Raw genomic sequence first — 24,058 nt, 5'->3', positions numbered from 1 at the left:
AATATCAACCAGCATTGAAAGAAATAGCGGTCTATTCTACTCATTATCTGCTGATACTCCAAACCGGCGGTGATACCAACGTGGGTTTAATTGCTCTCGTAAGCCTTTAATTGCCCAATAATCACCGTAAATGAACAGACTGATCTGACCGGAATCCGAAGTGGAGTGCCAGTCATAGCGGGCTTTGTTGTATCTGCTAACAACTTTGTGCGCAGGCAAATGCCATTTATTGAAACGTGCTGCCGAAGCCAGTGCCGTTTCCGGCGCAACGGTGCGCAAAAACGGCGGTGAAGAAGACGTATTACTCCCATGATGAGGAACCTGAAGCACAGTTGAGTGCAATTTTTCCCGCCATTTTCTGATTAAGGCTTTTTCCGTGCCAGCTTCAATATCGCCGGTGAGTAGCACGCTGAACGAGCCATCATCGATTCGGATGACACAGCTGTCATCATTTCGGGCATCGGCAGTTTTTGCCTCCGGCCATAAAACGTTGAAATTCAGCCCCTGCCACTGCCAGTGCTCCCCTGCCACACAGGCAAGGTTATCATCCGACATTGAACTGTCCCGCAAACTTGCCTGAGGATATCGCGACTGCAGGAATGACAAACCACCACGGTGATCCATATCGTTGTGACTGATAATTATCTGTTCTAAATCGATATTTCGCCAATTTAAAAATGGCACAATATTCTGCTCAGCCGCAGAACCACCTTCCCATTTATTCCCTGTATCGTAGAGAATGCCTTTCCCATTGCGGCTAATCAGCACGGACAAACCATGCCCGACATCCAGCATATCAACGCGCCAGCGCTCGGCGGGAACTCGCCCGTACCACACAACGGATACCGCGCAAAACGACAGCAATATCGAAAGCCATTGTTTCACATGCCCGGTACGACAAAAGATAATGGTCAGCCATCCCAATAAACTGATTGCCAGACAATTTTCCCCGAGAGAATACCATGCGCCGGTAAACGGCCTGACACCCCACAGAGCCACACTCAGCGTGTAATCGGCTCCTTGCCAGAGTAATGACTGAATTCCTGTCAGCCAGCCTGCGGGAAAGAGATTTAAAAGAAGGACGACCAGGACGCAGGGAACCGTGAGCAGTGACACAACCGGCACAGCCCATATATTGGCGAGGAAAGACGCCATATTGATCCCGTGAAAAATCCCTATTTGCAGTGGCAGTAAAAGCAACGTGATCCCAGCCTGTAAATGTCCCCAGCGCACGAAATACCAGTACCCGCGGTGCTGAAACCTTGCCGGTAATGGCACCCATTGAAACCAGAAAACCAGCGAAGCCACCGCAAGGCATGACAGCCAAAAACTGTCCGACAGTAAATTCATCGGATCTGTCACCAGTAAAAGCGCCACGCCCCACAGCCATATCTGCCAGGGATGACAGCGAACCCGAAAGTAGCGCAGTAAAATCCATAATGAAAAAGCCATTGCGGTTCGTAAAGCAGGTGCGTTGCAACCGGCAAGCCAGGTATAAGTCAGCAGGAAAACTTCGCTGATCAGCAGTGGAAAGCGGTAATCGATAAATCTGACGGGCATAAACAATTGGCACATACGCGCCAGCCAGCCGCCAAACAGCGCGGCAATACCAATATGCAGGCCGGATATCGCGACCAGATGCGCAATTCCGGTACGCTGCAACACCTGCATTTCCGGCTTTTGTATCAGCCCTTTCTCACCAAATGCCAAAGCGATCAGCACCGGTGTATTCACAAGTTCTGGCATTGTTTGCCGGACGCGTTGAATAAATTGCTGGCGCCAGCTTGCTTTCGCGTCGAGAGGCTCCCCGCTGTAGATTGTACCGGTCAGCGGTGCGTGCTGAGACAACGCCCAGCGCTGTGCGTCAAAACCGCCTTCATTGAGCAGGCTATGAACAGGTCGCAAGCTGACAAGCATTTTCCATCGCTGTCCTGCCATTAACGGCTCATTCTCCCCTTCCCACTTAGCCCGGAATAAGGCTGGAGGAAAAACGCGCTTGCCGTCCACCTTTTCTATCTTGAAGAAGCGGGAAGAACCTTCTGTGCCCAGATTCACTGTCTGTACCTCAGCGATAACTTCACGTCTAGCACCTTTCAGAACAGAAATCTGCTGAAGCTGCATCTGCCCCTGAAACGCGGCCCAGCAAAAACTCAGTAATGCGATGGCAATCAGTCTGAGTGTTTTGCGGTCAGGAGAGAACAGCAGGCAGCCTGTCAGTAACAAAGCTACAAGCAGAGCAGTCGGGGGGATTGTGGCAAGAAAAATTAACGGCACCATTCCTGTGATTATGGCAATTGCGACCTCGTCCAATGAGATTTTGATGTTTTCACCCTCAGCGTTAAACGGTCTGAAATTCAGAGCAATGTCAGGGCCGGAGTATGGTTTTTGAGCTGGGAAGGGGCAAGTGTCAGAAGGAATGGATGCGAGGCGTTACGCAAATTATTTGCAGAACAGTCGAAATGAAGAGGGCCATCAGCCCGAAAAATGGCAAAAAAAACGGCGCCGTTAAAGGCACCGTTTTACATTCGCTATAGGCAGTCATTTATGTTTCAGGCATAAACCTTAGCCATAAATGTTCGCGCGATCACGCAACTCTTTACCTGGCTTGAAGTGCGGAACGTACTTGCCGTCCAGCTCAACTTTATCGCCCGTTTTAGGGTTGCGCCCCACACGCGGAGCACGGTAGTGAAGAGAAAAACTGCCAAACCCACGGATTTCGATGCGTTCACCATCAGCCAAGGTTGCAGCCATATGCTCAAGCATCTCTTTCACTGCATCCTCAACAGCTTTCGCCGGGATATGAGAGTGCTGGCCAGCAAGTCTTTCAATAAGTTCAGACTTGGTCATAGTACCTCCAAGCTTTGCAGCTAAACTACCGTTTCGGGGCGACAGAGCCGCCCCCCGTCATTACTCGCCTTTTGCCGCTTTGAATGCTTCAGCCATAGCGTTAGAGAAGTTGGTTTCTTCTGCTGGTTTGTTGTTAACAACAGCGATTGCATCTTTCTCGTCTGCTTCGTCCTTAGCACGGACTGACAGGCTGACTACACGGTTCTTACGATCAACACCGGTGAATTTAGCTTCAACTTCATCACCAACGCTCAGAACCAGAGTTGCATCTTCAATACGGTCGCGAGAAGCTTCTGAAGCGCGCAGGTAACCTTCTACGCCACCAGCTAATTCAACTGTAGCACCTTTGGCGTCAACTGCTGTGACTTTACCAGTAACAATAGTACCTTTCTTGTTAACAGACAGGTAGTTATTGAATGGATCTTCAGCCAGTTGCTTCACGCCCAGGGAGATACGTTCACGTTCTGCGTCAACTTGCAGAACCACAGCTGCGATTTCGTCGCCTTTCTTGTATTCACGAACTGCTTCTTCGCCTGCAACGTTCCAGGAGATGTCAGACAGGTGAACCAGACCGTCGATGCCGCCGTCCAGACCAATGAAGATACCGAAGTCAGTGATTGACTTGATTTTACCTTCAACACGGTCGTTCTTGTTGTGGGTTTCTGCGAATTGCTGCCATGGGTTGTTTTTGCATTGTTTCAGGCCCAGGGAAATACGACGACGTTCTTCATCGATATCCAGAACCATAACTTCAACAACATCGCCCACGTTAACAACTTTAGATGGGTGGATGTTTTTGTTAGTCCAATCCATTTCAGAAACGTGAACCAGACCTTCAACGCCTTCTTCGATTTCTACGAAGCAGCCGTAATCAGTCAGGTTGGTAACGCGACCCGTCAGTTTAGTACCTTCTGGGTAACGTTTAGCGATAGCGACCCAAGGATCTTCGCCCAGTTGTTTCAGACCCAGTGACACACGGGTACGTTCACGGTCAAATTTAAGAACTTTAACAGTGATTTCATCGCCAACATTGACGATTTCGCTTGGATGTTTAACACGTTTCCAAGCCATGTCAGTGATGTGCAGCAGGCCGTCAACGCCGCCCAGATCAACGAATGCACCGTAGTCAGTGAGGTTCTTAACGATACCTTTAACTTCCATGCCTTCCTGCAGGTTTTCCAGCAGTTGATCGCGCTCTGCGCTGTTCTCAGACTCAATTACTGCACGACGGGAAACAACAACGTTGTTGCGTTTCTGGTCCAGTTTGATGACTTTGAACTCAAGATCTTTGCCTTCGAGATGCAGCGTGTCGCGAACAGGACGAACGTCTACCAGTGAACCTGGCAGGAACGCACGAATACCGTTCAGCTCAACGGTGAAACCGCCTTTAACTTTACCGTTGATAACACCGGTAACAGTTGCAGATTCTTCGTAAGCTTTTTCCAGCGTGATCCAAGCTTCATGACGTTTAGCTTTTTCACGGGACAGCAGAGTTTCACCGAAGCCGTCTTCAACAGCGTCCAGCGCAACATCAACTTCGTCGCCAACCTGGATTTCCAGTTCGCCCTGTGCGTTTTTGAATTGTTCTGCCGGGATTGCAGACTCAGATTTCAGACCGGCGTCAACCAGTACGATATCTTTGTCGATAGACACAACAACACCACGAACGATGGAACCAGGACGGGTTTCGATTGTTTTTAAGGATTCTTCAAAGAGTTGAGCAAAAGATTCAGTCATGTTGATAATCTTTAGGTTCTTAAGTTTAACGTCCATCTGGCATCCTGCTGGATGGGGTTGTTTCAAATGCCCCGCTACAGATCCTTGCGGCGAGGTTAAAAAAAACTATAGCCAAAACTGGCACTGAATATTCTTCAGCGCCAGATTACGGCTCGATTACCGGGTTTGTTTTTGCGGCAATCCTAGAATTTCTGTGGCATAAGCCAATGCTTTTTCGATAACTTCCTCGATGGACATACTGGTTGAATCCAGCAATAACGCATCGGGAGCAGCCACTAAGGGCGCGATAGGCCTGTTGCGATCTCGGTCATCACGTTCTTTGATCTCGGCCAAAAGCCGTTCAAAGTTAACACTAAAGCCTTTTTCCTGCAACTGTAGCATTCTTCTGTTTGCGCGTTCTTCTGAACTCGCGTCCAGAAAAATCTTCACAGGTGCATCCGGGAAAACCACTGTACCCATATCGCGACCATCAGCAATCAGGCCAGGCGCTTCACGGAAAGCACGTTGGCGACGCAACAAGGCTTCACGAACGCGGGGGAATGCCGCTGCCTGAGAGGCAGTATTCCCGACTGTTTCGGTGCGGATTTCATTACTGACATCCTCACCTTCTAAAATCACTCGTAACTGCCCATCCTGAGCGACAAAACGAACGTCGAGATGTGCGGCCAGCGGCACTAACGCCTCTTCTGAGACAATATCAACCTGGTGATGCAAAGCCGCCAGCGCTAAAACGCGGTAAATGGCACCGGAATCCAGTAAGTGCCAGTTAAAGGCTTCGGCCAGAGCTTTACACAAAGTACCTTTACCTGCACCACTTGGCCCATCAACGGTGATTACCGGGGCTAAAGCCGTCATTTTTGTCTCCTTTCGGTGGGGAATACCCGCTTCATTAGCCTCAGAGGACTAATTCAGGAGCGGCATTATACGCTGCCTTTGCGGCAACTGTTACCCCGCAATTTTCAGTTGCCTAAAAAGCGGACGTTTCTGACACCTTTAAAGCAAAAAGCGGACATCACTGATGCCCGCCGTCTTTACCCGTACCGCATGAGTTTATGACAGAGTGCTGATCGCAGCCAGTTGATCAAAATAATCCGGGAAGGTTTTCGCCGTACATTTCGGATCAAGGATAGTCACCGGCGTATCAGACAACGCGACGAGCGAGAAACACATCGCCATACGATGATCATTATAAGTGCCGATTTCGGCAAACTTCAGCGCTTCAGGTGGCTCAACGCGGATATAATCTTCGCCCTCTTCAACCGTCGCGCCGACTTTACGCAGCTCGGTGGCCATCGCAGCCAGACGATCGGTTTCTTTTACGCGCCAGTTATAGATGTTGCGCAGCGTGGTCGGGCCTTCGGCAAACAGTGCCGCAGTGGCGATGGTCATCGCCGCATCCGGGATATGATTCATGTCCATATCGATGCCTTTCAGCTCACCACGCGTACATTCAATGTAATCATCAGCCCAATGGATGGTTGCGCCCATTTTTTCCAGCACGTCTGCAAAACGAATATCGCCCTGCATGCTGTTTTTACCGATGCCGGTCACTCGCACAGTGCCGCCTTTGATGGCCGCCGCTGCGAGGAAATAGGAAGCGGAAGACGCGTCACCTTCTACCAGATAAGCACCCGGTGAAACGTATTGCTGTTTCCCTTTGATGTGGAATTGCTGGTACTGGCTGTTCTCTACTTCAATGCCAAACGTTTTCATCAGGTTCAGCGTGATATCGATGTACGGCTTCGACACCAAATCACCTTTAATCTGAATCGTGGTATCGTTTTCGGCCAGCGGCGCGGTCATTAATAATGCCGTCAGAAACTGGCTGGAAACACTGCCATCCACGCTGACATCGCCGCCACGGAAACCCCCGCGAAGACGCAGAGGCGGATAATTCTCCTGTTCGAGATATTCTATCTGCGCGCCACCTTGACGCAGGGCATCGACCAGATGTCCGATCGGACGCTCTTTCATGCGCGGTTCACCCGTCAGCACGACATCCTGCTCACCCAGGCACAGCGCAGCCGCCAGCGGACGCATGGCCGTTCCCGCATTCCCGAGGAACAGTTCAATCCCTTTAGCATTGGAAAAAGCGTTGCCAAGACCGTCAATTTCGCACTCAGTGCGGGACGCCGATAAACGATGTGTTACGCCGAGTGCAGACAGCGCATTCAGCATGTGGCGCACATCGTCACTGTCGAGCAGATTAGTCAGGCGTGTAGTGCCCTGTGCAAAAGCAGCCAGTAAAAGTGCACGGTTAGAAACACTTTTTGAGCCGGGTAAGTTGATGCTGCCGTTAACCAATGCAACGGGTTGTAATGTCAGGGATTCCACACTTTCTCCAATTCTTCATTTCATAAAATGACCCCGGACAGTGAGCCGGGGTCATTTTTAAGGCTTCTTACTAAAGCACTGTACTGGCCCGAAAGCCAGCGCGCTTAACCATGACGTTTTTCGAATTCCGCCATAAAGTCAGTCAGCGCTTTCACACCTTCAATCGGCATTGCATTATAAATGGATGCGCGCATCCCACCGGCCACACGATGGCCTTTTAGCGCATGCAGGCCCGCTTCCTGAGCCTGATCCAGGAACAGTTTATCCAGTAACGCATCGGCCATCTGGAAAGGAACGTTCATCCACGAACGGTTCGCAGCGGCAACCGGGTTACGGTAGAAACCAGTGCGATCAATTGAGCCGTACAGCAGTTCAGCTTTGGCCTGATTGCGTTTTTCCATTTCACGCAACCCCCCTGCTCTTTCAGCCATTTGAAGACCATACCTGACAGATACCAGGCGAAAGTTGGCGGGGTGTTGAACATAGAATCGTTCTCGGCCAGCACGGTGTAATCAAGGATTGAAGGCAGTTCAGTGCGCGCTTTGCCCAATAAATCTTCACGTACGATAACCAGCGTCAGGCCAGCCGGGCCGATGTTTTTCTGCGCCCCGGCATAAATCACGCCAAAGCGGCTGACATCAATTGGGCGCGAAAGAATGCAGGATGAATAGTCAGCAACAACAATTTTGTCGCCGAAATCCGGCATTTCATCGATAGCAACTCCATCGATGGTTTCATTCGGACAATAATGTACGTAAGCAGAGTCTGCACTCAGTTTCCACTCGCTCATTGGCAGAATACCGCGTTTGCCATCAAGAGTCGTGGTGACGTCAATGACGTTTGGCGTGCAGTATTTTTGTGCTTCTTTGACCGCGCTGTGCGCCCAGTAACCGCCATCGATATAATCAGCAGACGCTTTCTCGCCCAGCAAATTCATCGGCACTGCGGCAAATTGCGCACGCGCGCCACCGTGACAGAACAGCACTTTGTAGTTCGGGGGAATATTGAGCAGGTCACGAATATCCTTTTCGGATTCTTCGGCTACCTGGATAAATTCCTTACTCCGGTGACTGATTTCCATCACCGATGTACCCAGTCCGTGCCAGTTACACAATTCCTGTTCTGCACGACGCAATACTTCAGCCGGGATCATTGCCGGACCTGCACTAAAATTATAAACCTGAGTCATTTCCCCTCACCACTTCTTCTGAGACAGCCACAAAGTAACAACTAATTTACCGGTTTTATCATCCCAGACAAGCAGTCTGCAACGGTTATTCATCACGACCTGATAAACAGCGATGAGAGGCTGAACGCAAGGTTCTTTCCTCCTTTTAATACTGATTTTACGAGATTATGTTTGCATGAACAGATAACGCACAAATTGTGATTATTCCCTGACATCATCGCTGCGCTTACACCCGTTTATCTGCAAACCTTTGAGTTCACAACGCGATTACATTGTTAACACGAATACATGGAGGTAATGTGCAAAACCCCGTATCATTGCGCGTTTTTAGCACGCTCAAAAGTGAACTCAATGACGCAAACTTTTATTCCTGGTAAAGACGCGGCGCTGGAAGACTCCATTTCCCGCTTCCAACAAAAACTCACCGATCTTGGCTTTAATATCGAAGAAGCTTCCTGGCTGAATCCGGTTCCCCACGTCTGGTCAGTGCATATTCGCGACCGCGACTGCCCGCTGTGCTTCACCAACGGTAAAGGCGCCAGCAAGAAAGCCGCTCTGGCTTCTGCTTTGGGTGAGTATTTTGAGCGTCTGTCGACTAACTATTTCTTCGCCGATTTCTATCTGGGTAAAGAAATTGCTAACAGCGATTTCGTGCATTATCCGAATGAAAAATGGTTCCCGCTGCCAGAAGACAACCTTCTGCCTGAAGGAATTCTGGATGAGCGCCTGCACGCATTTTACGATGCAGATAAAGAACTGGTCGCCAGCGATCTGATTGATCTGCAATCCGGCAACCCGGATCGCGGGATCTGCGCTTTGCCGTTTACCCGTCAGTCTGACCTGCAAACCGTCTATATTCCGATGAACATCATCGGTAACCTGTACGTGTCTAACGGCATGTCTGCAGGCAATACCGCAAATGAAGCGCGTGTTCAGGGTCTGTCAGAAGTCTTCGAGCGCTATGTCAAAAACCGTATCATCGCCGAATCTATCAGCCTGCCTGAAATCCCTGCGGACGTACTGACGCGCTATCCGGGTGTGGTTGAAGCCATCGCCAAACTCGAAGAAGAAGGTTTCCCGATCCTGTCTTACGATGCTTCCCTGGGCGGCAACTATCCGGTCATTTGTGTGGTGTTGTTCAACCCGGCAAACGGAACATGTTTCGCTTCCTTCGGCGCACACCCGGACTTCGGTGTTGCCCTGGAGCGTACGGTCACTGAATTACTGCAAGGCCGCAGCCTGAAAGATCTGGACGTTTTCACCGCACCCACCTTCGATGATGAAGAAGTGGCTGAGCACGCCAATCTGGAAACTCACTTCATCGATTCCAGCGGTCTGATTTCCTGGGATATGTTTAAACAGGATGCCGACTATCCGTTTGCAGACTGGAGCTTCAGCGGCACGACCGAAGAAGAGTTCGCCACGCTGATGGCCATCTTCAATAAAGAAGACGCCGAAGTTTACATCGCGGATTACGAGCATCTTGACGTGTACGCCTGCCGTATCATCGTTCCGGGTATGTCAGATATTTATCCTGCTGAAGATTTGCTGCTGGCCAATAACACCATGGGCGCACATCTTCGCGATCAGTTGCTGGCTCTGCCAGACAGCGATCTGCCAAAAGAAGCTTATCTGGAAATGATCACCCAGCTTGATGATGAAGGTCTGGATGACTTCACGCGTGTTCGTGAACTTTTAGGCATCGCGAGTGGCAAAGACAACGGCTGGTATACCCTGCGCGTGGGCGAGCTGAAATCTATGCTGGCACTGGCAGGCGGCGATTTGGATCAGGCTCTCACGTGGGCGGAATGGGCGCACGAATTTAATGCGTCGGTTTACAGCGATGAACGCAACAACTATTACCGTTGTCTGCAAACCCTACTGCAGCTTTCCCTGGAAGAAGATCGCGATCCGGCTCAGTACTACACGGCATTCGTGAAAATGTATGGTCAGAAAGCGGTGGATGATGCTTCAGCGACAATCAGTGGCGAAGTGCGTTTCCACGGTCTGTTTGCCGTAGACGCCGACCTCAAAGCGTTGCCTGCGCATCAGGCACTGCTGGGCGCTTACGAGAAACTTCAGGCGGCAAAACGCCGTTACTGGTCAAAAGCCTGATTTTCAGGCGTAAATAAAATTGTCAGACCGGCGGAATTTTCTGCCGGTTTTTTATTTCCCTGAGACATTCCTTGTAGAGGTTTATTCCCCGCCAAATGTTTGACTCTATCGTGAAAATGACGTGTAATTCGCCGCGAAATAAAGGCAAGCTGTCATTTTTTTGACATAAGCACGACGAACTTCTTAATAAGTTAATTATCTGTAAAAATGACAAAGTCAAATTGATGAAATCTATTAACAATGGGTTATTTTTATTTACGCGAAAATAAAAATAAATTGAGCATTCATCAACTTTATTTGTAAAAATTAAAATGTTTTTATTCTTTTATTTTCATTAAGTTAACATCAAATCCCCCTCTTCGGTAGTACATCAAAAAGCACCAAAAACCGCCTCGTATGATCCACGTCAATTTTTACGTTATACTGCTTTGCTAGTATCTCGTTGCGCAGTGCATAGCCTTGAATAAGAGAGTTAATGTGAAAGCTGACAACCCCTTCGATCTAATATTACCCGCCGCTACAGCGAAAGTTGCTGAAGATGCCGGCGTTTATAAAGCCACCAAACAGCCGTTAAAAACATTCTTTTTAGCCATTACTGCTGGCGTCTTTATTTCTATCGCCTTTGCTTTTTATATCACTGCCACTACAGGCACGGGTACCGTTCCTTTCGGCCTCGCAAAACTCGTTGGGGGCATCTGCTTCTCACTGGGTTTAATGCTGGTCGTTGTCTGCGGCGCTGACCTGTTTACGTCCACTGTACTTATCGTGATTGCGAAAGCCAGCGGGCGTATCACCTGGGGGCAATTGGCACGTAACTGGGTCAATGTCTATATTGGTAACCTGATCGGCTGTCTGTTCTTTGTCGCTCTGATTTGGTTCTCAGGTGAGTATATGGTCGATAATGGTTTGTGGGGACTTAACGTTCTGCAAACTGCTGACCACAAAATGCATCACACTTTTATTGAAGCCGTTTGTCTGGGGATTTTGGCTAACCTGATGGTTTGCCTGGCGGTATGGATGAGTTACTCCGGCCGCAGTCTGATGGATAAAATGTTCGCAATGATTCTCCCCGTCGGCATGTTTGTCGCCAGCGGTTTCGAGCACAGCATTGCTAACATGTTCATGATCCCTTTAGGCATCGTAGTGAAGAACTTTGCGACACCAGAATTCTGGCAGGCTGTCGGTACAACCCCGGCGCAATTCGCAGAACTGAACATCACTAACTTTATCATCGACAATCTCATTCCTGTGACCATCGGTAACATCATCGGGGGCGGTTTGCTGGTAGGGTTAACGTATTGGGTTATATATCTTCGCGATGAGAAGCACCACTGATAGAACGTGGCACTCTTGTTACGACAGTTTTACACGCGATTTTTAAAGAAATCCAAATTAGAAGGTAGGTGCAAAATGTCCAAGCTCAATGAAAAATTGATCAACGCATGGGAAGGTTTTAGTGCTGGTGAATGGCAGAACGGCGTAAACGTCCGTGACTTCATTCAGAAAAACTACACACCCTATGAAGGCGATGAATCCTTCCTGGCAGGCGCGACCCAAGCGACTACCACCTTGTGGGATAAAGTCATGGAAGGTATCAAACTGGAGAACCGTACTAAGGCTCCTGTTGATTTTGATACTGACGTTGCGGCTACCATCACTTCTCATGACGCTGGCTACATCAACAAATCTCTGGAAACTATCGTTGGTCTGCAAACTGACGCGCCATTGAAACGTGCCTTGATCCCATTCGGCGGCATTAAAATGGTCGAAGGTTCATGTAAAGTTTATGGCCGTGAACTGGATCCAGCGCTGAAAAAAGTTTTCACCGACTACCGCAAAACCCATAACCAGGGTGTTTTCGACGTTTACACCAAAGACATTCTGAACTGCCGTAAATCTGGCGTTCTGACCGGTCTGCCAGATGCTTATGGCCGTGGCCGTATCATTGGTGACTACCGTCGCGTTGCACTTTACGGGATTGACTTCCTGTTGGCGGATAAATTCGCGCAATTCCAGTCCTTGCAAAACGATCTGGAAAACGGCGTGAATCTGGAAATGACCATCCAGTTGCGTGAAGAAATCTCTGAACAACACCGTGCACTGGGTCAGATTAAAGAAATGGCAGCCAAATATGGTTGCGACATTTCTGGTCCTGCGACCAACGCACAAGAAGCTGTTCAGTGGACTTACTTCGGCTACCTGGCTGCGGTTAAATCCCAGAACGGTGCTGCAATGTCCTTCGGCCGCGTATCTACCTTCCTTGATGCCTTCATCGAACGTGATATTAAAGCAGGCAAACTGAACGAAGAACAAGCTCAGGAACTGATTGACCATCTGGTTATGAAACTGCGTATGGTGCGTTTCCTGCGTACTCCTGAGTATGATGAATTGTTCTCTGGTGACCCAATCTGGGCGACTGAATCCCTGGCAGGTATGGGTGTTGACGGTCGTACTCTGGTAACCAAAAACAGCTTCCGCTTCCTGAATACCCTTTACACCATGGGGCCTTCACCAGAGCCGAACATGACCATCCTGTGGTCTGAAAAGCTGCCAATGAACTTCAAAAAGTACGCAGCGAAAGTGTCTATCGATACCTCATCTGTACAGTATGAGAACGATGACCTGATGCGTCCTGACTTCAACAACGATGACTACGCTATCGCATGTTGTGTGAGCCCAATGGTTGTGGGTAAACAAATGCAGTTCTTCGGTGCTCGTGCAAACCTGGCGAAAACCATGCTGTATGCAATCAACGGCGGTGTTGATGAAAAAATGAAAATCCAGGTTGGCCCTAAAGAAGCGCCAATGATGGATACCGTGCTGGACTATGACAAAGTCATGGATCGCATGGATCACTTCATGGACTGGCTGGCAAAACAGTACGTCACAGCACTGAACATCATTCACTACATGCACGACAAATACAGCTACGAAGCTGCGTTGATGGCTCTGCATGACCGTGATGTTTATCGCACAATGGCATGTGGTATCGCAGGTCTGTCTGTTGCTGCTGACTCCCTGTCCGCTATCAAATATGCAAAAGTTAGCACCATCCGTGACGAAGACGGCCTGGCTGTAGACTTCAAAATTGAAGGCGAATACCCACAGTTCGGTAACAACGATTCTCGCGTAGATGACATCGCTTGTGACCTGGTAGAACGTTTCATGAAGAAAATTCAGAAACTGCGTACCTACCGTGGCGCTGTAGCAACTCAGTCTGTACTGACCATCACCTCTAACGTGGTTTATGGTAAGAAAACAGGTAACACCCCAGACGGTCGTCGTGCTGGTGCTCCATTTGGCCCGGGCGCTAACCCAATGCACGGTCGTGACCAGAAAGGTGCGGTTGCCTCTCTGACTTCTGTTGCTAAACTGCCGTTTGCTTACGCAAAAGATGGTATTTCTTATACCTTCTCTATCGTTCCAAACGCACTGGGTAAAGATGATGATGTTCGTAAAGCGAACCTCGCGGGTCTGATGGATGGTTACTTCCACCACGAAGCGTCCATTGAAGGTGGTCAACACCTGAACGTGAACGTCATGAACCGCGAAATGCTGTTAGACGCGATGGAACATCCTGAAAACTATCCTCAGCTGACCATCCGTGTTTCTGGTTATGCCGTACGCTTCAACTCACTGACTAAAGAACAGCAACAAGACGTTATTACCCGTACTTTCACTAAGTCCCTGTAATAATCTGCTGATGATTTAGCGTGATATAAAAAGGCTCCACAACGTGGAGCCTTTGTTTCATCCTTCCTGCCCGCACTGTCTTCGTGACAGTCTGTTTTGCCAGAGCGCTATACGATGTGGACCTCTGGCAAAGCAGTACCGCCATTGCTGACAATCAACCTTATTGATTGTCTGGTATCATAAACACGTGGTTTCCAGTTTATCTCTGCCAGGCCAGCATCCGCACACGTAGACTGCTATTCATTGGTCAATAAGGAGAATAACCCGCAATGTCAGTTCAAGGTCGCATCCACTCATATGAATCCTGTGGCACCGTTGATGGCCCAGGTATCCGTTTCATTGTATTTTTCCAGGGTTGCCTGATGCGTTGCATGTATTGCCACAATCGCGATACCTGGGACACTCATGGCGGGAAAGAGATCAATGTCGATGACTTAATGAAAGAAGTGGTGACATATCGCCATTTTATGAATGCTTCCGGCGGCGGCGTTACGGCTTCTGGCGGTGAGGCAATCCTTCAGGCTGAATTCGTGCGTGACTGGTTCCGCGCGTGTCAGAAAGAAGGCATTAATACCTGTCTGGACACCAACGGTTTTGTTCGTCGTTATGATCCGGTTATCGACGAATTGCTGGATGTCTCAGATCTGGTGATGCTCGATTTGAAACAGATGAACGACGATATCCACCAGAATCTGGTCGGCGTGTCTAATCACCGTACACTGGATTTCGCCCATTATCTGGCTAAACGCAATCAGCGTACCTGGATCCGTTATGTCGTTGTACCTGGCTGGTCAGATGATGATGATTCCGTGCACAAACTCGGTGAATTCACCAAAGACATGACGAACATCGAGAAGATCGAACTGTTGCCTTATCACGAACTGGGCAAACACAAATGGACGGCGATGGGTGAAAAATATGATCTCGATGGCGTGAATCCACCGACCAAAGAAATCATGGAACGTGTGAAAAACATTCTTGCCAGCTACGGGCATAAAGTTATTTATTAATGGTCTGATTGTTTCCCATTAAATTGTTGCTCATAAAAAAGACGCCAGATGGCGTCTTTTTGCTTTTAAAACATCGTGCTGAATAGTTCCAGTCAGGCAGTCGCCACCGGATTATGATGATGATCGGCTTTACGCATCAGCATCACCAGATAGACCAGTGAAACGACAGCAATCATCACAAACAGTAAACGGTCTGAATAACTTTGCATCAGTAGCGCGGTCATCGTTGGCCCCGCGAGGCTACCGATCGTGTAGCTCATCAGTAACGCCTGATTCATCGCAACCAGCTCTTCAGAATTTACTTTTTCACACGCCCAGGACATCGCGACCGGGTATAACGTAAAGCCCGCGCAGCCAAGAATGAACAACGTCGGTGCCATCGCATAACCGCTCAACATAGCGATACTGCCGAGAATAACCGCGAAAATCTGGATACGCAGCACCATGAGACGCCCGTAACGATCAGCCAGACGCCCAACCGGCCATTGCCCGATAATCCCGGCACTGACCAGAAGCGCCATCCAGTACCCGACATCCGCATCGCTCATGCCCTGATGCGAAAGGAACAGAGGCATCAGGCCATACAGAGACCCCAGCACAATACCGGAAATGATACAGCCATTAATTCCAAGGCGGGCATTGCGACGTCTGAACATCGGCATAACCGCGTGTCGCGGCTGATCGCTGTCCTGATTCTCAATATGCGTCAGCAAAAGCGGCAACATCGCGATAACGATCAACGTCGTCACCCACGGCAACACACTCATCAACGCCGTTGGAACCGTGCCAACCAGCAATTGTCCGACAACGGTTCCGATGTAATACATGATCATATAAGCCGCCAACAGCTGACCACGGTTATTTACCGTCCCGCTGCGCAGCAAGGCACTCTCCACCACAACCCAGACCAGCGCGCAACCCACACCGGCGACAAAACGAGCCGTAATCCAGCTCCAGAAGTCCATTGAAAGCGCCAGACCCGCAGTTGCGACAGCAAACATGATGCACGAAAGATAATAGCTGCGGTTAAAACCAATACGTTTGATCAGGCTACCGGCAACCAGCGTTCCCAGCAGATTCCCCGTAAAATACGATGAACTGACCAGCCCGACCTGCCAGGTTGGCAGTTGTTCGTGACTGAGCCACAGCGGTACCAGCGTGTTTAAAACGGCGATAGAAATCGTCAGCAGAAGAAGTCCGCACAGCAGCAGAGTGACGGGTCGGGAATAGGCGGACATAGGATGTTGATGACCAGCAAATCGGGGAAATTGCGCGCATCATGCCACCGGCCAACAAAAAGTCAATCTGGCAAAGGAAAGCCTGCGCACAAACTGCGGGGTGATGATTGAAATCGCTAATCAAGCCAGGAGATCAGGAATCATGACGCTTCAGTGACAATTGAATATCACCATGATAACAAACAAGTTTACATTTCCCGCAGCCATCACACTTCTGATTATCTACGGAAGGTTGATTCTGTTGATTAAAAAATATTGCCGTGCGCGGACACGCAATTTCGCACATCCTGCACAAATCCCCCATACGCCCCAAACACTGCGGCAGAATCACCGGACGCAGGCACGTATCCGGCGGAATACTCTGGTCGAGAGCACCGCGGTCGCAGGCCTGAGTACAGGCACCACAAAAATCGCATTCCGCGTAATCAATACGGAGTACGGCTTTCCCGGACTCAAGGCTGAGTAAACCCACCGGGCACGCGTCAGCGCAATGCCCGCACCCATTGCATTGCTGCTGGAAAAGCGGCTCTGCCACCGCCTGCGGTGGATGCGGAACAGGGCTCTTCAGCAAATTCCCGGCACTAATTTGTCCGGCAGCTTGCTTGCCTGACGCCAGTAAACCACGGAATAACCCCGGCGACTGACATCCCGGCGGCTCATCCAGGCATGGTAAAAGCGCGCATCCCGTGGGTCACTCATCAGAAATACAATTCCCTCGCCGCAGGCATTTCCAGCGCCAGCGCTTGTCTCCATCCGTTAAGCGTTGATTCTGCCAGAACGGCCACACCCTCATACCACGGATGTTCGGCTTTTATTCCCAGCAATTCGAAATAGCGCCCCGCCCACGGCAGTAAATGTGCCGTCAAAAATTCACCGAGCTGTTGCGGCGCATTTTCGGCCAGCCATGCGGACATCATCAGCATTAACCCGATATGATCTTCCGGTTCAGCCTGCGTCAGATGCGGTTCGATATGGTTCACACGCATCCACTGGCGTAATGCCAGTGTAGAATCGCCAAAGATGACTGATTCTTTATCGAGATATACCGAGCCCCACGGCGGGGCTGGTAAAGCGTAAGGCCCGACGAACAGGCGCTGCCATGCGTCATTTAAATCTTCCGCAGAAGCATCAAGCTGAGCGAACAATTCAGCGGCACGGGCTTTCGCCTCCGGCGTCGCACAGGGCCACATCGGCATCCAGTCGCTGTCTTGCAACAATGCAATTACAGGCTGAACTTGTTCTGAATGCGGGGGATAAAACAGCATCGCGCCTAATATCTTCCCGGTTAAACTTATTGATTCTGCTGACATAGTTAACTCTTTCTTTCGGGGACACATCGTTAAAGCCGATGTGTCCCCTGATAAACTGAAATTAGCCGCTGACGGCCATACCCACGGTCATGTGCAAACCATAGAAAATCGCACGTCCGATCAACTCACCGGAAAAGACCAGCACGAAAGCTATGACCATTGAAACGATCGCAGGACTTTTGCGCTGTATCAGTGGGCAAATCCAGCAGCCCAGCCCCAAAACAACCAATACCAAGCGCGAGACTGACAACATGCCATATTGCGGGATCAGCGCAGAAGCCGCCTGCACGGAGCTATTGATGGAAGCCAGACTGGCACTTTGCATCACGACTACGGACATACTGACGAGCAGCGCAGCGACGCTGATAACCGGCAACATGCGGAGTGCACAGCCTTTGATATCAGCACCACGCAGCAACAGATAACCCATAACCGGGCCACCCATCAGTACCGTCAGCCCGAAGTGGAACGCGGTGTAAGCATTATCCCAGGTCGGCACCGTATTAATTTCGTAAACACGGCACATGGCATAAACAAAACCCACACCGGCCAGCATGGTCGCGATCAACCAGACTTTACCCAATGCGCGGGGCATTTTGTTGAGCATCGCCAGCAGCCAGTAGATCCCACCTAAAGCAAAGAAGAGTGAGCCACTGCCAATTTCATTACTGAGCGGTGAAGCGCCCAGACGATTGAGAGAATTAAAGGCCCGCAGCGGGGAACCCAGATGCAGGACTGAAGCGATGAAGGCCACCGCCATCAGTACCCAGAGGAAAAACATCGACAGGTGGATACGGCGATATTCTTCTGCGCTACGCTGCGTCAGCAACGCAATCGCCAGCACGATAAATGCGCCCACCACACATTGCCCGAGAACCGTAAAGACCATTAAAGGCCATTCATGCCATCCGTTTCCCATCTCAAACCTCCTTCGGGTTAGCCAGGTAACCCGTGGTATCGCCTACAGGACGGCAATTCGCATTGGGTTTGATGACGATATTAGGGTGAGTAAAATGTGCAGCAGGCAATGGGGCAACTTCAGCCAGTTCGCCGTATTTCGCGCGCAGCTCTTCGATTGGTGCCATATCCAGCGCACGTAGCGGGCAGGATTCGACACAAATCGGTTTCTTGCCTTCGGCGATCCGCTCGTAACAGCCATCACATTTGGTCATATGACCTTTGGCTTCGTTGTACTGCGGCGCACCGTACGGACACGCCATATGGCAGTAACGGCAACCGATGCACACGTCTTCGTTGACCACCACAAAACCATCTTCCCGTTTATGCATAGCGCCGCTTGGGCAAACTTTGGTACAGGCCGGATCAGCACAATGGTTGCAGGAAATCGACAGATAATAGGCGAAGACGTTCTGATGCCAGCCATCCCCGTCCTGCTGCCAGTCGCCACCGGCATATTCATATACCCGGCGAAAACTGACGTCCGGCGTCAGATTTTTGAAATCCTTACAGGCCAGTTCGCAGGTTTTACAGCCTGTGCAGCGGCTTGAATCAATATAAAATCCATATTGAGTTGTCATGTTTTGCTCCATTAAACCTTAGCCACTTGCACAAGGTTGGTGTGAGAGGGGTTACCTTTCGCCAGCGGTGAAGGCCTTTGAGACGTCAGTACGTTGATGCTGCCCGCGCGGTCGATTTTTTTATTGTCGGGGGAATACCAGGCACCTTCGCTGAGTGCGACAACGCCCGGCATCATGCGTGGCGTCACTTTGGCAGCAATGCGAACTTCGCCGCGATCGTTATAAATGCGGATCATGTCGCCGTTCGCGATACCGCGCTGCGAGGCATCCATCGGGTTGATCCACATTTCCTGCCGACAGGCGGCTTTCAGCACGTCGACGTTGCCGTAGGTCGAATGGGTGCGCGCTTTATAATGGAAGCCGGTCAGTTGCAGGGGATACTTGCTGGCCAGCGGATCGTCATAATTCTCGAAACCTGCAGCATAAACGGGCAGCGGATCAATCACATCGTCTTTAGCGAGTTCCCATTCAGCAGCAATTTTTGCCAGTTCCGCCGAGTAGATTTCGATTTTGCCGGAAGGCGTATCCAGCGGGTTGGCTGCGGGATTTTCCCGGAAGGCTTTATACGCGACGTGATGCTGTTCAGGATCGCGTTTCTTGAACATGCCTTGTTTACGGAAAGTATCAAAATCAGGCAGTTCCGGCAGTGCTTCGCGGGATTGCTGATACAGATGACGTAGCCATTCTTCCTGGGTGCGCCCTTCCGTAAATTTCTGCTCAACGCCCATTCGGCGTGCCAGCTCGGAAGTCATCTCATAAATATTTTTGCACTGGAAGCGTGGCTTTATCGCCTGATCGGCAAAAATGATGTAATCCATGTTGCCGCTTGAAGCATCCAGACAAAAATCCATCTGCTCAGACGCCGTGCAGTCCGGCAAAATGATATCTGCATATTTCGCTGATGACGTCATGTGGTTATCAATCACCACAATCATTTCGCACTGCGTATCATCCTGGAGAATGTCATGCGTACGATTGATATCAGAATGCTGATTGATCAGGCAGTTACCGGCGTAGTTCCAGATAAACTTAATCGGCACATCCAGTTTAGCTTTTCCGCGAACGCCGTCTTTCGTGGCCGTCATTTCAGGACCGCGGACGATAGCGTCGGTCCAGAGGAACATGGAAATGCTGGTCTGAATTGGGTTTTCAAACGTCGGCATCCGCACAAAAGGGATTTCATACGACCCTTCGCGCGCGCCGGAATTCCCGCCGTGAACGCCCACGTTGCCGGTCAGAATCGCCAGCATCGCAATGGCGCGGGTTGCAATTTCGCCATTTGCATGGCGCTGCGGCCCCCAGCCCTGAGTAATAAACGCCGGTTTTGCCTGACCGATTTCACGTCCCAGCTTCACGATTTTATCGACAGAAACGCCGGTGATTTTTGCGGCCCAGGCAGGCGTTTTCGCGATCCCATCCGGGCCATCGCCGAGAATATAGGCTTTATAATGCGCATTCTGCGGGACACCGGCTGGTAAGGTTTTCTCATCGTAACCGACGCAGTATTTGTCCAGGAACGGCTGATCGACCAGATTTTCGGTAATCATTACGTGAGCCAGCGCTGCCGCCAGCGCCCCGTCGGTGCCCGGGCGAATCGGAACCCATTCGTCCTCACGACCCGCACCGGTATCGGTATACGCGGATCGACGATGATCATTCGGGCATTAGATTTCTGTCGGGCCTGCTCAAGGTAGTACGTCACACCACCGCCACTCATGCGGGTTTCGCCAGGATTATTCCCGAACAGCACCACCAGCTTACTGTTTTCAATATCTGAAGGGCTGTTGCCGTCCGCCCAGCCGCCGTAGGTATAATTCAGACCGGCGGCAATCTGTGCGGAACTGTAATCACCATAGTGATTGAGATAACCGCCGCAGCAGTTCATCAGACGCGCAATCAGAGTTTTACCCGGCGGCCACGAGCGGGTCATGGTACCGCCGAGCGTACCGGTGCCGTAGTTCAGGTAAATGGCTTCATTGCCAAAACGCTGAATAATGTCTTTCAGGCTGCCCGCCAGCGTGTCGAACGCTTCATCCCAGCTGATTGGCTTAAATTGGCCTTCACCACGTTTGCCGACTCGCTTCATCGGGTATTTCAGACGATCAGGATTGTAGACACGGCGGCGCATTGAACGCCCGCGCAAACAGGCGCGCACCTGATGCAACGCTTCATAATCATCGTCGCCGGTATTGTCGGTTTCGACGTAACGAATTTCGTCGTCCACAACGTGCATTCTGAGCGGACAACGGCTGCCGCAGTTTACAGTACATGCGCTCCAGACGACTTTCTCTTCGGTCACTTTTGCCGTCGCGGGGGCTGAATCTGCGCGCACAGATTTGAACGGCAGCGATATTCCCCCTACTGCGGCGGCCATTCCGGCCAGCGTGGTGCCTTTGACCAGTTCACGACGGCTGATCCCGCCGCCTGAACCGGATTTATTTCTGTTTTGATCCGACATTATATACTCCACATACGCCCCGGCTTACGGGGCGAAAAATGAACAACGGTGTCACTGCGCCAGGTTCTTTGTCCTGCGCTTCTTTAGACTTTTTCTATTTGAATCAGATTGGTATGTTGAGGATTACCCTTCGCCAGGGGCGATGGCCGCTGAGTCGTCAGCGTGTTCATGCAGGCACCATGGTCAATACGGTCACCACGCATATTGGCCTGATGCCATGCGCCCTGCCCCATGGCGACAACGCCAGGCATGATGCGGGGCGTGACTTTCGCCGCCACACGTACTTCTCCCCGATCATTGAAGACTTTCACTTTGTCACCGTTTTGGATGCCTCGGGTTTGGGCGTCCATCGGGTTGATCCAGACTTCCTGACGGCACGCGGCCTGCAAGACATCAATATTGCCGTAGGTTGAATGGGTACGCGCTTTGTAGTGGAAACCAAACATCTGCAACGGGAACTGGCTGCGTTTCGGGTCATCCCAGCCTTCGAAGGTTGAGGCATAAACCGGTAACGGGCTGATGGTTTCGTCTTTTTGCAGCTCCCATTCACCGGCAATTTTTGCCAGCGCAGAGGAGTAAATTTCGATTTTCCCGGAGGGCGTTTTCAGCGGATTGGCCTGAGGATCCTGACGGAATTTTTTGTAGGCAACGAAATGCCCGGCCGGGTCTTTGCGCTTATAAATCCCCATTTCGCGCAGCTCTTCATAGGCCGGTAATGCCGGGTCTTTTGCCAGCATTTTCGCGTAGAGCGCTTGCAGCCACTGCCGTTGTGTACGGCCTTCGGTAAATTTCTGATAAACATCCGGGCCAAGCCGCCGTGCGACTTCGCTCATCATTTCATAGATGCCTTTTCGTTCAAATTTGGCGGATGTTGCGGGCTGAATGAAAATCAGATACCCCATATTCCCCGCGTAATCGTTAGGAATAATGTCTTCCTGCTCAACAGTCATTAAGTCCGGAAGCAGGATATCGGCGTATTTCGCCGAGGAGGTCATGAAATTTTCGAGCACGACGATCATTTCGCACTTCGAGTCGTCCTGCAAAATATCGTGGGTTTTATTGATGTCTGAATGCTGATTGGTGATGGTGTTACCGGCATAGTTCCAGATGAACTTGATCGGCACGTCCAGCTTGTCCTTGCCGCGAACGCCGTCAGCTTTAGCCGTCATTTCAGGTCCACGCGAAATTGCATCGGTCCAGCTGAAACAGGAAATCTGGGTTTGAACCGGATTTTCCAGCACCGGCATACGTTCAATGGTGATGGTATACGTGGATTCCCTCGCCCCGCTGTTACCGCCGTTAATCCCGACATTACCGGTCAGGATCGGCAGCATGGCGATCGCGCGCGACGTCAGTTCGCCGTTGGCCTGACGTTGTGGCCCCCAGCCCTGAGAAATATAGGCGGGTTTCGCCTGGCCGATTTCCCGTGCAAGTTTCACGATTTTGTCTGCCGGAATACCGGTGATACGTGAAGCCCATTCCGGCGTTTTAGCCGTACTGTCCGCGCCTTGCCCGAGAATATAAGCTTTGTAATGACTGTTGGCGGGCGCATCAGCCGGTAAGGTTTTTTCGTCGTAACCTACACAATATTTATCGAGAAAAGCCTGATCGACCCTATTTTCTGTGATCAGTACATGCGCAAGTCCGGCCACCAACGCAGCGTCGGTGCCGGGGCGGATCGGGATCCATTCATCCTCACGCCCTGCGGCTGTGTCGGTATAACGCGGGTCGATCACGATCATTCTGGCGTTTGAGCGCTGACGTGCCTGTTCGAGGTAGTAGGTAATCCCGCCGCCGCTCATGCGTGTTTCAGCCGGATTGTTGCCGAACAGAACCATCAGTTTGCTGTTTTCGATGTCGGATGTGCTGTTGCCGTCATTGCTGCCGTAGGTGTAAGGCATGGCGCAGGCAATTTGCGCGGTGCTGTAAGTCCCATAATGGCTGAGGAAACCGCCGTAGCAGTTCATCAGACGGGCGACCAGCGAGGCGTAAGGTGATGACCGGGTAATGTTGCCGCCAACAACGCCGGAGGTGTAATTGATATACACCGCTTCATTGCCGTATCTGGCGACGATACGCTTCAGGTTATTGGCGATTTCGTCAAAGGCTTCTTCCCAGCTGATCCGTTTGAATTTACCTTCACCGCGCTCGCCGACGCGCTTCATCGGGTAATTCAGACGCTCCGGGTGATTCATGCGGCGGCGGATAGAACGCCCGCGCAGACAGGCACGAACCTGATGGTCACCGTAAATATCGTTGCCGGTATTGTCAGTTTCGACCCAGTACACTTCGTCATCGCGGACGTGCAGACGCAGCGCACACCGGCTGCCACAGTTAACGGAGCACGCACCCCATACCACTTTATCTTCGGGCGTTGAAACTGTTTTAGCACCGGTCACGTCGGCTAAAACCTTGCGGCTGAAAGGAAGTGAAACACCCCCTGCCGCGATAGCTAAACCGGCCAGCGTAGATGTTTTCATCAGCGTACGGCGGCTGATACCGTTCTTTTCTGTGATTCTATCTGATTTGACTACCGACATTTTCGCGCTCCGCTGAGTTGCCTCGCCATAGCGCACCGGTTATAAAATC

General features: G+C 50.8%; 16 protein-coding genes and 2 pseudogenes. 4 read left to right on the top strand and 14 right to left on the bottom strand.

The features are described from left to right. Positions 1-36: 36 nt before the first annotated feature. The 6 genes and pseudogenes from ACM5QY_RS12225 to serC all read right to left on the bottom strand — a co-directional run bounded on the left by ACM5QY_RS12225 (position 37) and on the right by serC (position 8,107). Positions 37-2,310 (bottom strand): ComEC family protein, encoded by a 2,274-nt coding sequence (locus ACM5QY_RS12225; protein WP_416120852.1) that lies wholly within the window; start codon positions 2,308-2,310, stop codon positions 37-39. Between the two features lie 252 nt (positions 2,311-2,562). After that, a complete protein-coding gene (gene ihfB / locus ACM5QY_RS12220) occupies positions 2,563-2,847 on the bottom strand; it encodes an integration host factor subunit beta (protein ID WP_013574835.1) in 285 nt (94 codons plus the stop codon). A gap of 60 nt (positions 2,848-2,907) precedes the next feature. Beyond that, positions 2,908-4,584: a 30S ribosomal protein S1 gene (gene rpsA, locus ACM5QY_RS12215; protein ID WP_416120851.1), complete on the bottom strand. Its 1,677-nt coding sequence runs from the start codon at positions 4,582-4,584 to the stop codon at positions 2,908-2,910. Between the two features lie 156 nt (positions 4,585-4,740). Next, complete coding sequence (gene cmk, locus ACM5QY_RS12210) at positions 4,741-5,439, bottom strand: (d)CMP kinase (protein WP_416120850.1); 699 nt, start codon at positions 5,437-5,439, stop codon at positions 4,741-4,743. A 195-nt stretch (positions 5,440-5,634) separates the two neighbouring features. Then, on the bottom strand, positions 5,635-6,918 hold the full coding sequence (aroA, locus tag ACM5QY_RS12205; RefSeq protein WP_416120849.1) for a 3-phosphoshikimate 1-carboxyvinyltransferase: 1,284 nt from the start codon (positions 6,916-6,918) through the stop codon (positions 5,635-5,637). Between the two features lie 104 nt (positions 6,919-7,022). Continuing rightward, positions 7,023-8,107, bottom strand: a pseudogene (gene serC, locus ACM5QY_RS12200) (3-phosphoserine/phosphohydroxythreonine transaminase). Between the two features lie 351 nt (positions 8,108-8,458). On the opposite strand from serC, the gene ycaO reads away from it, so the two are divergent. From ycaO to pflA, 4 genes are all read left to right on the top strand, one after another. Beyond that, positions 8,459-10,222 (top strand): 30S ribosomal protein S12 methylthiotransferase accessory factor YcaO, encoded by a 1,764-nt coding sequence (gene ycaO / locus ACM5QY_RS12195; RefSeq protein ID WP_416120848.1) that lies wholly within the window; start codon positions 8,459-8,461, stop codon positions 10,220-10,222. Positions 10,223-10,699: 477 nt separating this feature from the next. Further along, on the top strand, positions 10,700-11,557 hold the full coding sequence (focA, locus tag ACM5QY_RS12190; protein WP_416120847.1) for a formate transporter FocA: 858 nt from the start codon (positions 10,700-10,702) through the stop codon (positions 11,555-11,557). Between the two features lie 75 nt (positions 11,558-11,632). After that, complete coding sequence (pflB, locus tag ACM5QY_RS12185) at positions 11,633-13,915, top strand: formate C-acetyltransferase (protein ID WP_416120846.1); 2,283 nt, start codon at positions 11,633-11,635, stop codon at positions 13,913-13,915. A 269-nt stretch (positions 13,916-14,184) separates the two neighbouring features. After that, complete coding sequence (gene pflA, locus ACM5QY_RS12180; RefSeq protein ID WP_416120844.1) at positions 14,185-14,925, top strand: pyruvate formate lyase 1-activating protein; 741 nt, start codon at positions 14,185-14,187, stop codon at positions 14,923-14,925. Positions 14,926-15,017: 92 nt separating this feature from the next. Here pflA and ACM5QY_RS12175 read toward each other — a convergent pair whose 3' ends face one another. The 8 genes and pseudogenes from ACM5QY_RS12175 to ynfE all read right to left on the bottom strand — a co-directional run bounded on the left by ACM5QY_RS12175 (position 15,018) and on the right by ynfE (position 24,009). After that, positions 15,018-16,163, bottom strand: a complete 1,146-nt coding sequence (locus ACM5QY_RS12175) for an MFS transporter (RefSeq protein ID WP_416120843.1) — start codon at positions 16,161-16,163, stop codon at positions 15,018-15,020. A gap of 133 nt (positions 16,164-16,296) precedes the next feature. Beyond that, on the bottom strand, positions 16,297-16,698 hold the full coding sequence (locus ACM5QY_RS12170) for a 4Fe-4S binding protein (RefSeq protein ID WP_416122875.1): 402 nt from the start codon (positions 16,696-16,698) through the stop codon (positions 16,297-16,299). A gap of 29 nt (positions 16,699-16,727) precedes the next feature. Next, positions 16,728-16,862, bottom strand: a complete 135-nt coding sequence (locus tag ACM5QY_RS12165; RefSeq protein ID WP_416120842.1) for a hypothetical protein — start codon at positions 16,860-16,862, stop codon at positions 16,728-16,730. Then, on the bottom strand, positions 16,862-17,473 hold the full coding sequence (gene dmsD / locus ACM5QY_RS12160) for a Tat proofreading chaperone DmsD (RefSeq protein ID WP_416120841.1): 612 nt from the start codon (positions 17,471-17,473) through the stop codon (positions 16,862-16,864). Before dmsD ends, ACM5QY_RS12165 begins: the two co-directional genes overlap by 1 nt. Before the next feature lie 61 nt (positions 17,474-17,534). Further along, a complete protein-coding gene (locus tag ACM5QY_RS12155; RefSeq protein WP_416120840.1) occupies positions 17,535-18,392 on the bottom strand; it encodes a dimethyl sulfoxide reductase anchor subunit family protein in 858 nt (285 codons plus the stop codon). A 1-nt stretch (position 18,393) separates the two neighbouring features. Next, on the bottom strand, positions 18,394-19,011 hold the full coding sequence (locus ACM5QY_RS12150; protein ID WP_104921445.1) for a DMSO/selenate family reductase complex B subunit: 618 nt from the start codon (positions 19,009-19,011) through the stop codon (positions 18,394-18,396). Between the two features lie 11 nt (positions 19,012-19,022). Then, positions 19,023-21,469: pseudogene (dmsA, locus tag ACM5QY_RS12145) on the bottom strand (dimethylsulfoxide reductase subunit A). An 83-nt stretch (positions 21,470-21,552) separates the two neighbouring features. Then, a complete protein-coding gene (ynfE, locus tag ACM5QY_RS12140) occupies positions 21,553-24,009 on the bottom strand; it encodes a selenate/tellurate reductase subunit YnfE (protein WP_416120838.1) in 2,457 nt (818 codons plus the stop codon). Positions 24,010-24,058: the final 49 nt, after the last annotated feature.

Origin of the sequence: Rahnella sp. PCH160 (genome assembly GCF_047784855.1) — a bacterium.
Lineage (GTDB): Bacteria > Pseudomonadota > Gammaproteobacteria > Enterobacterales > Enterobacteriaceae > Rahnella.
Note: the sequence above shows the minus strand (reverse complement) of the source record. Positions and strands in the feature narration are given on the sequence as shown.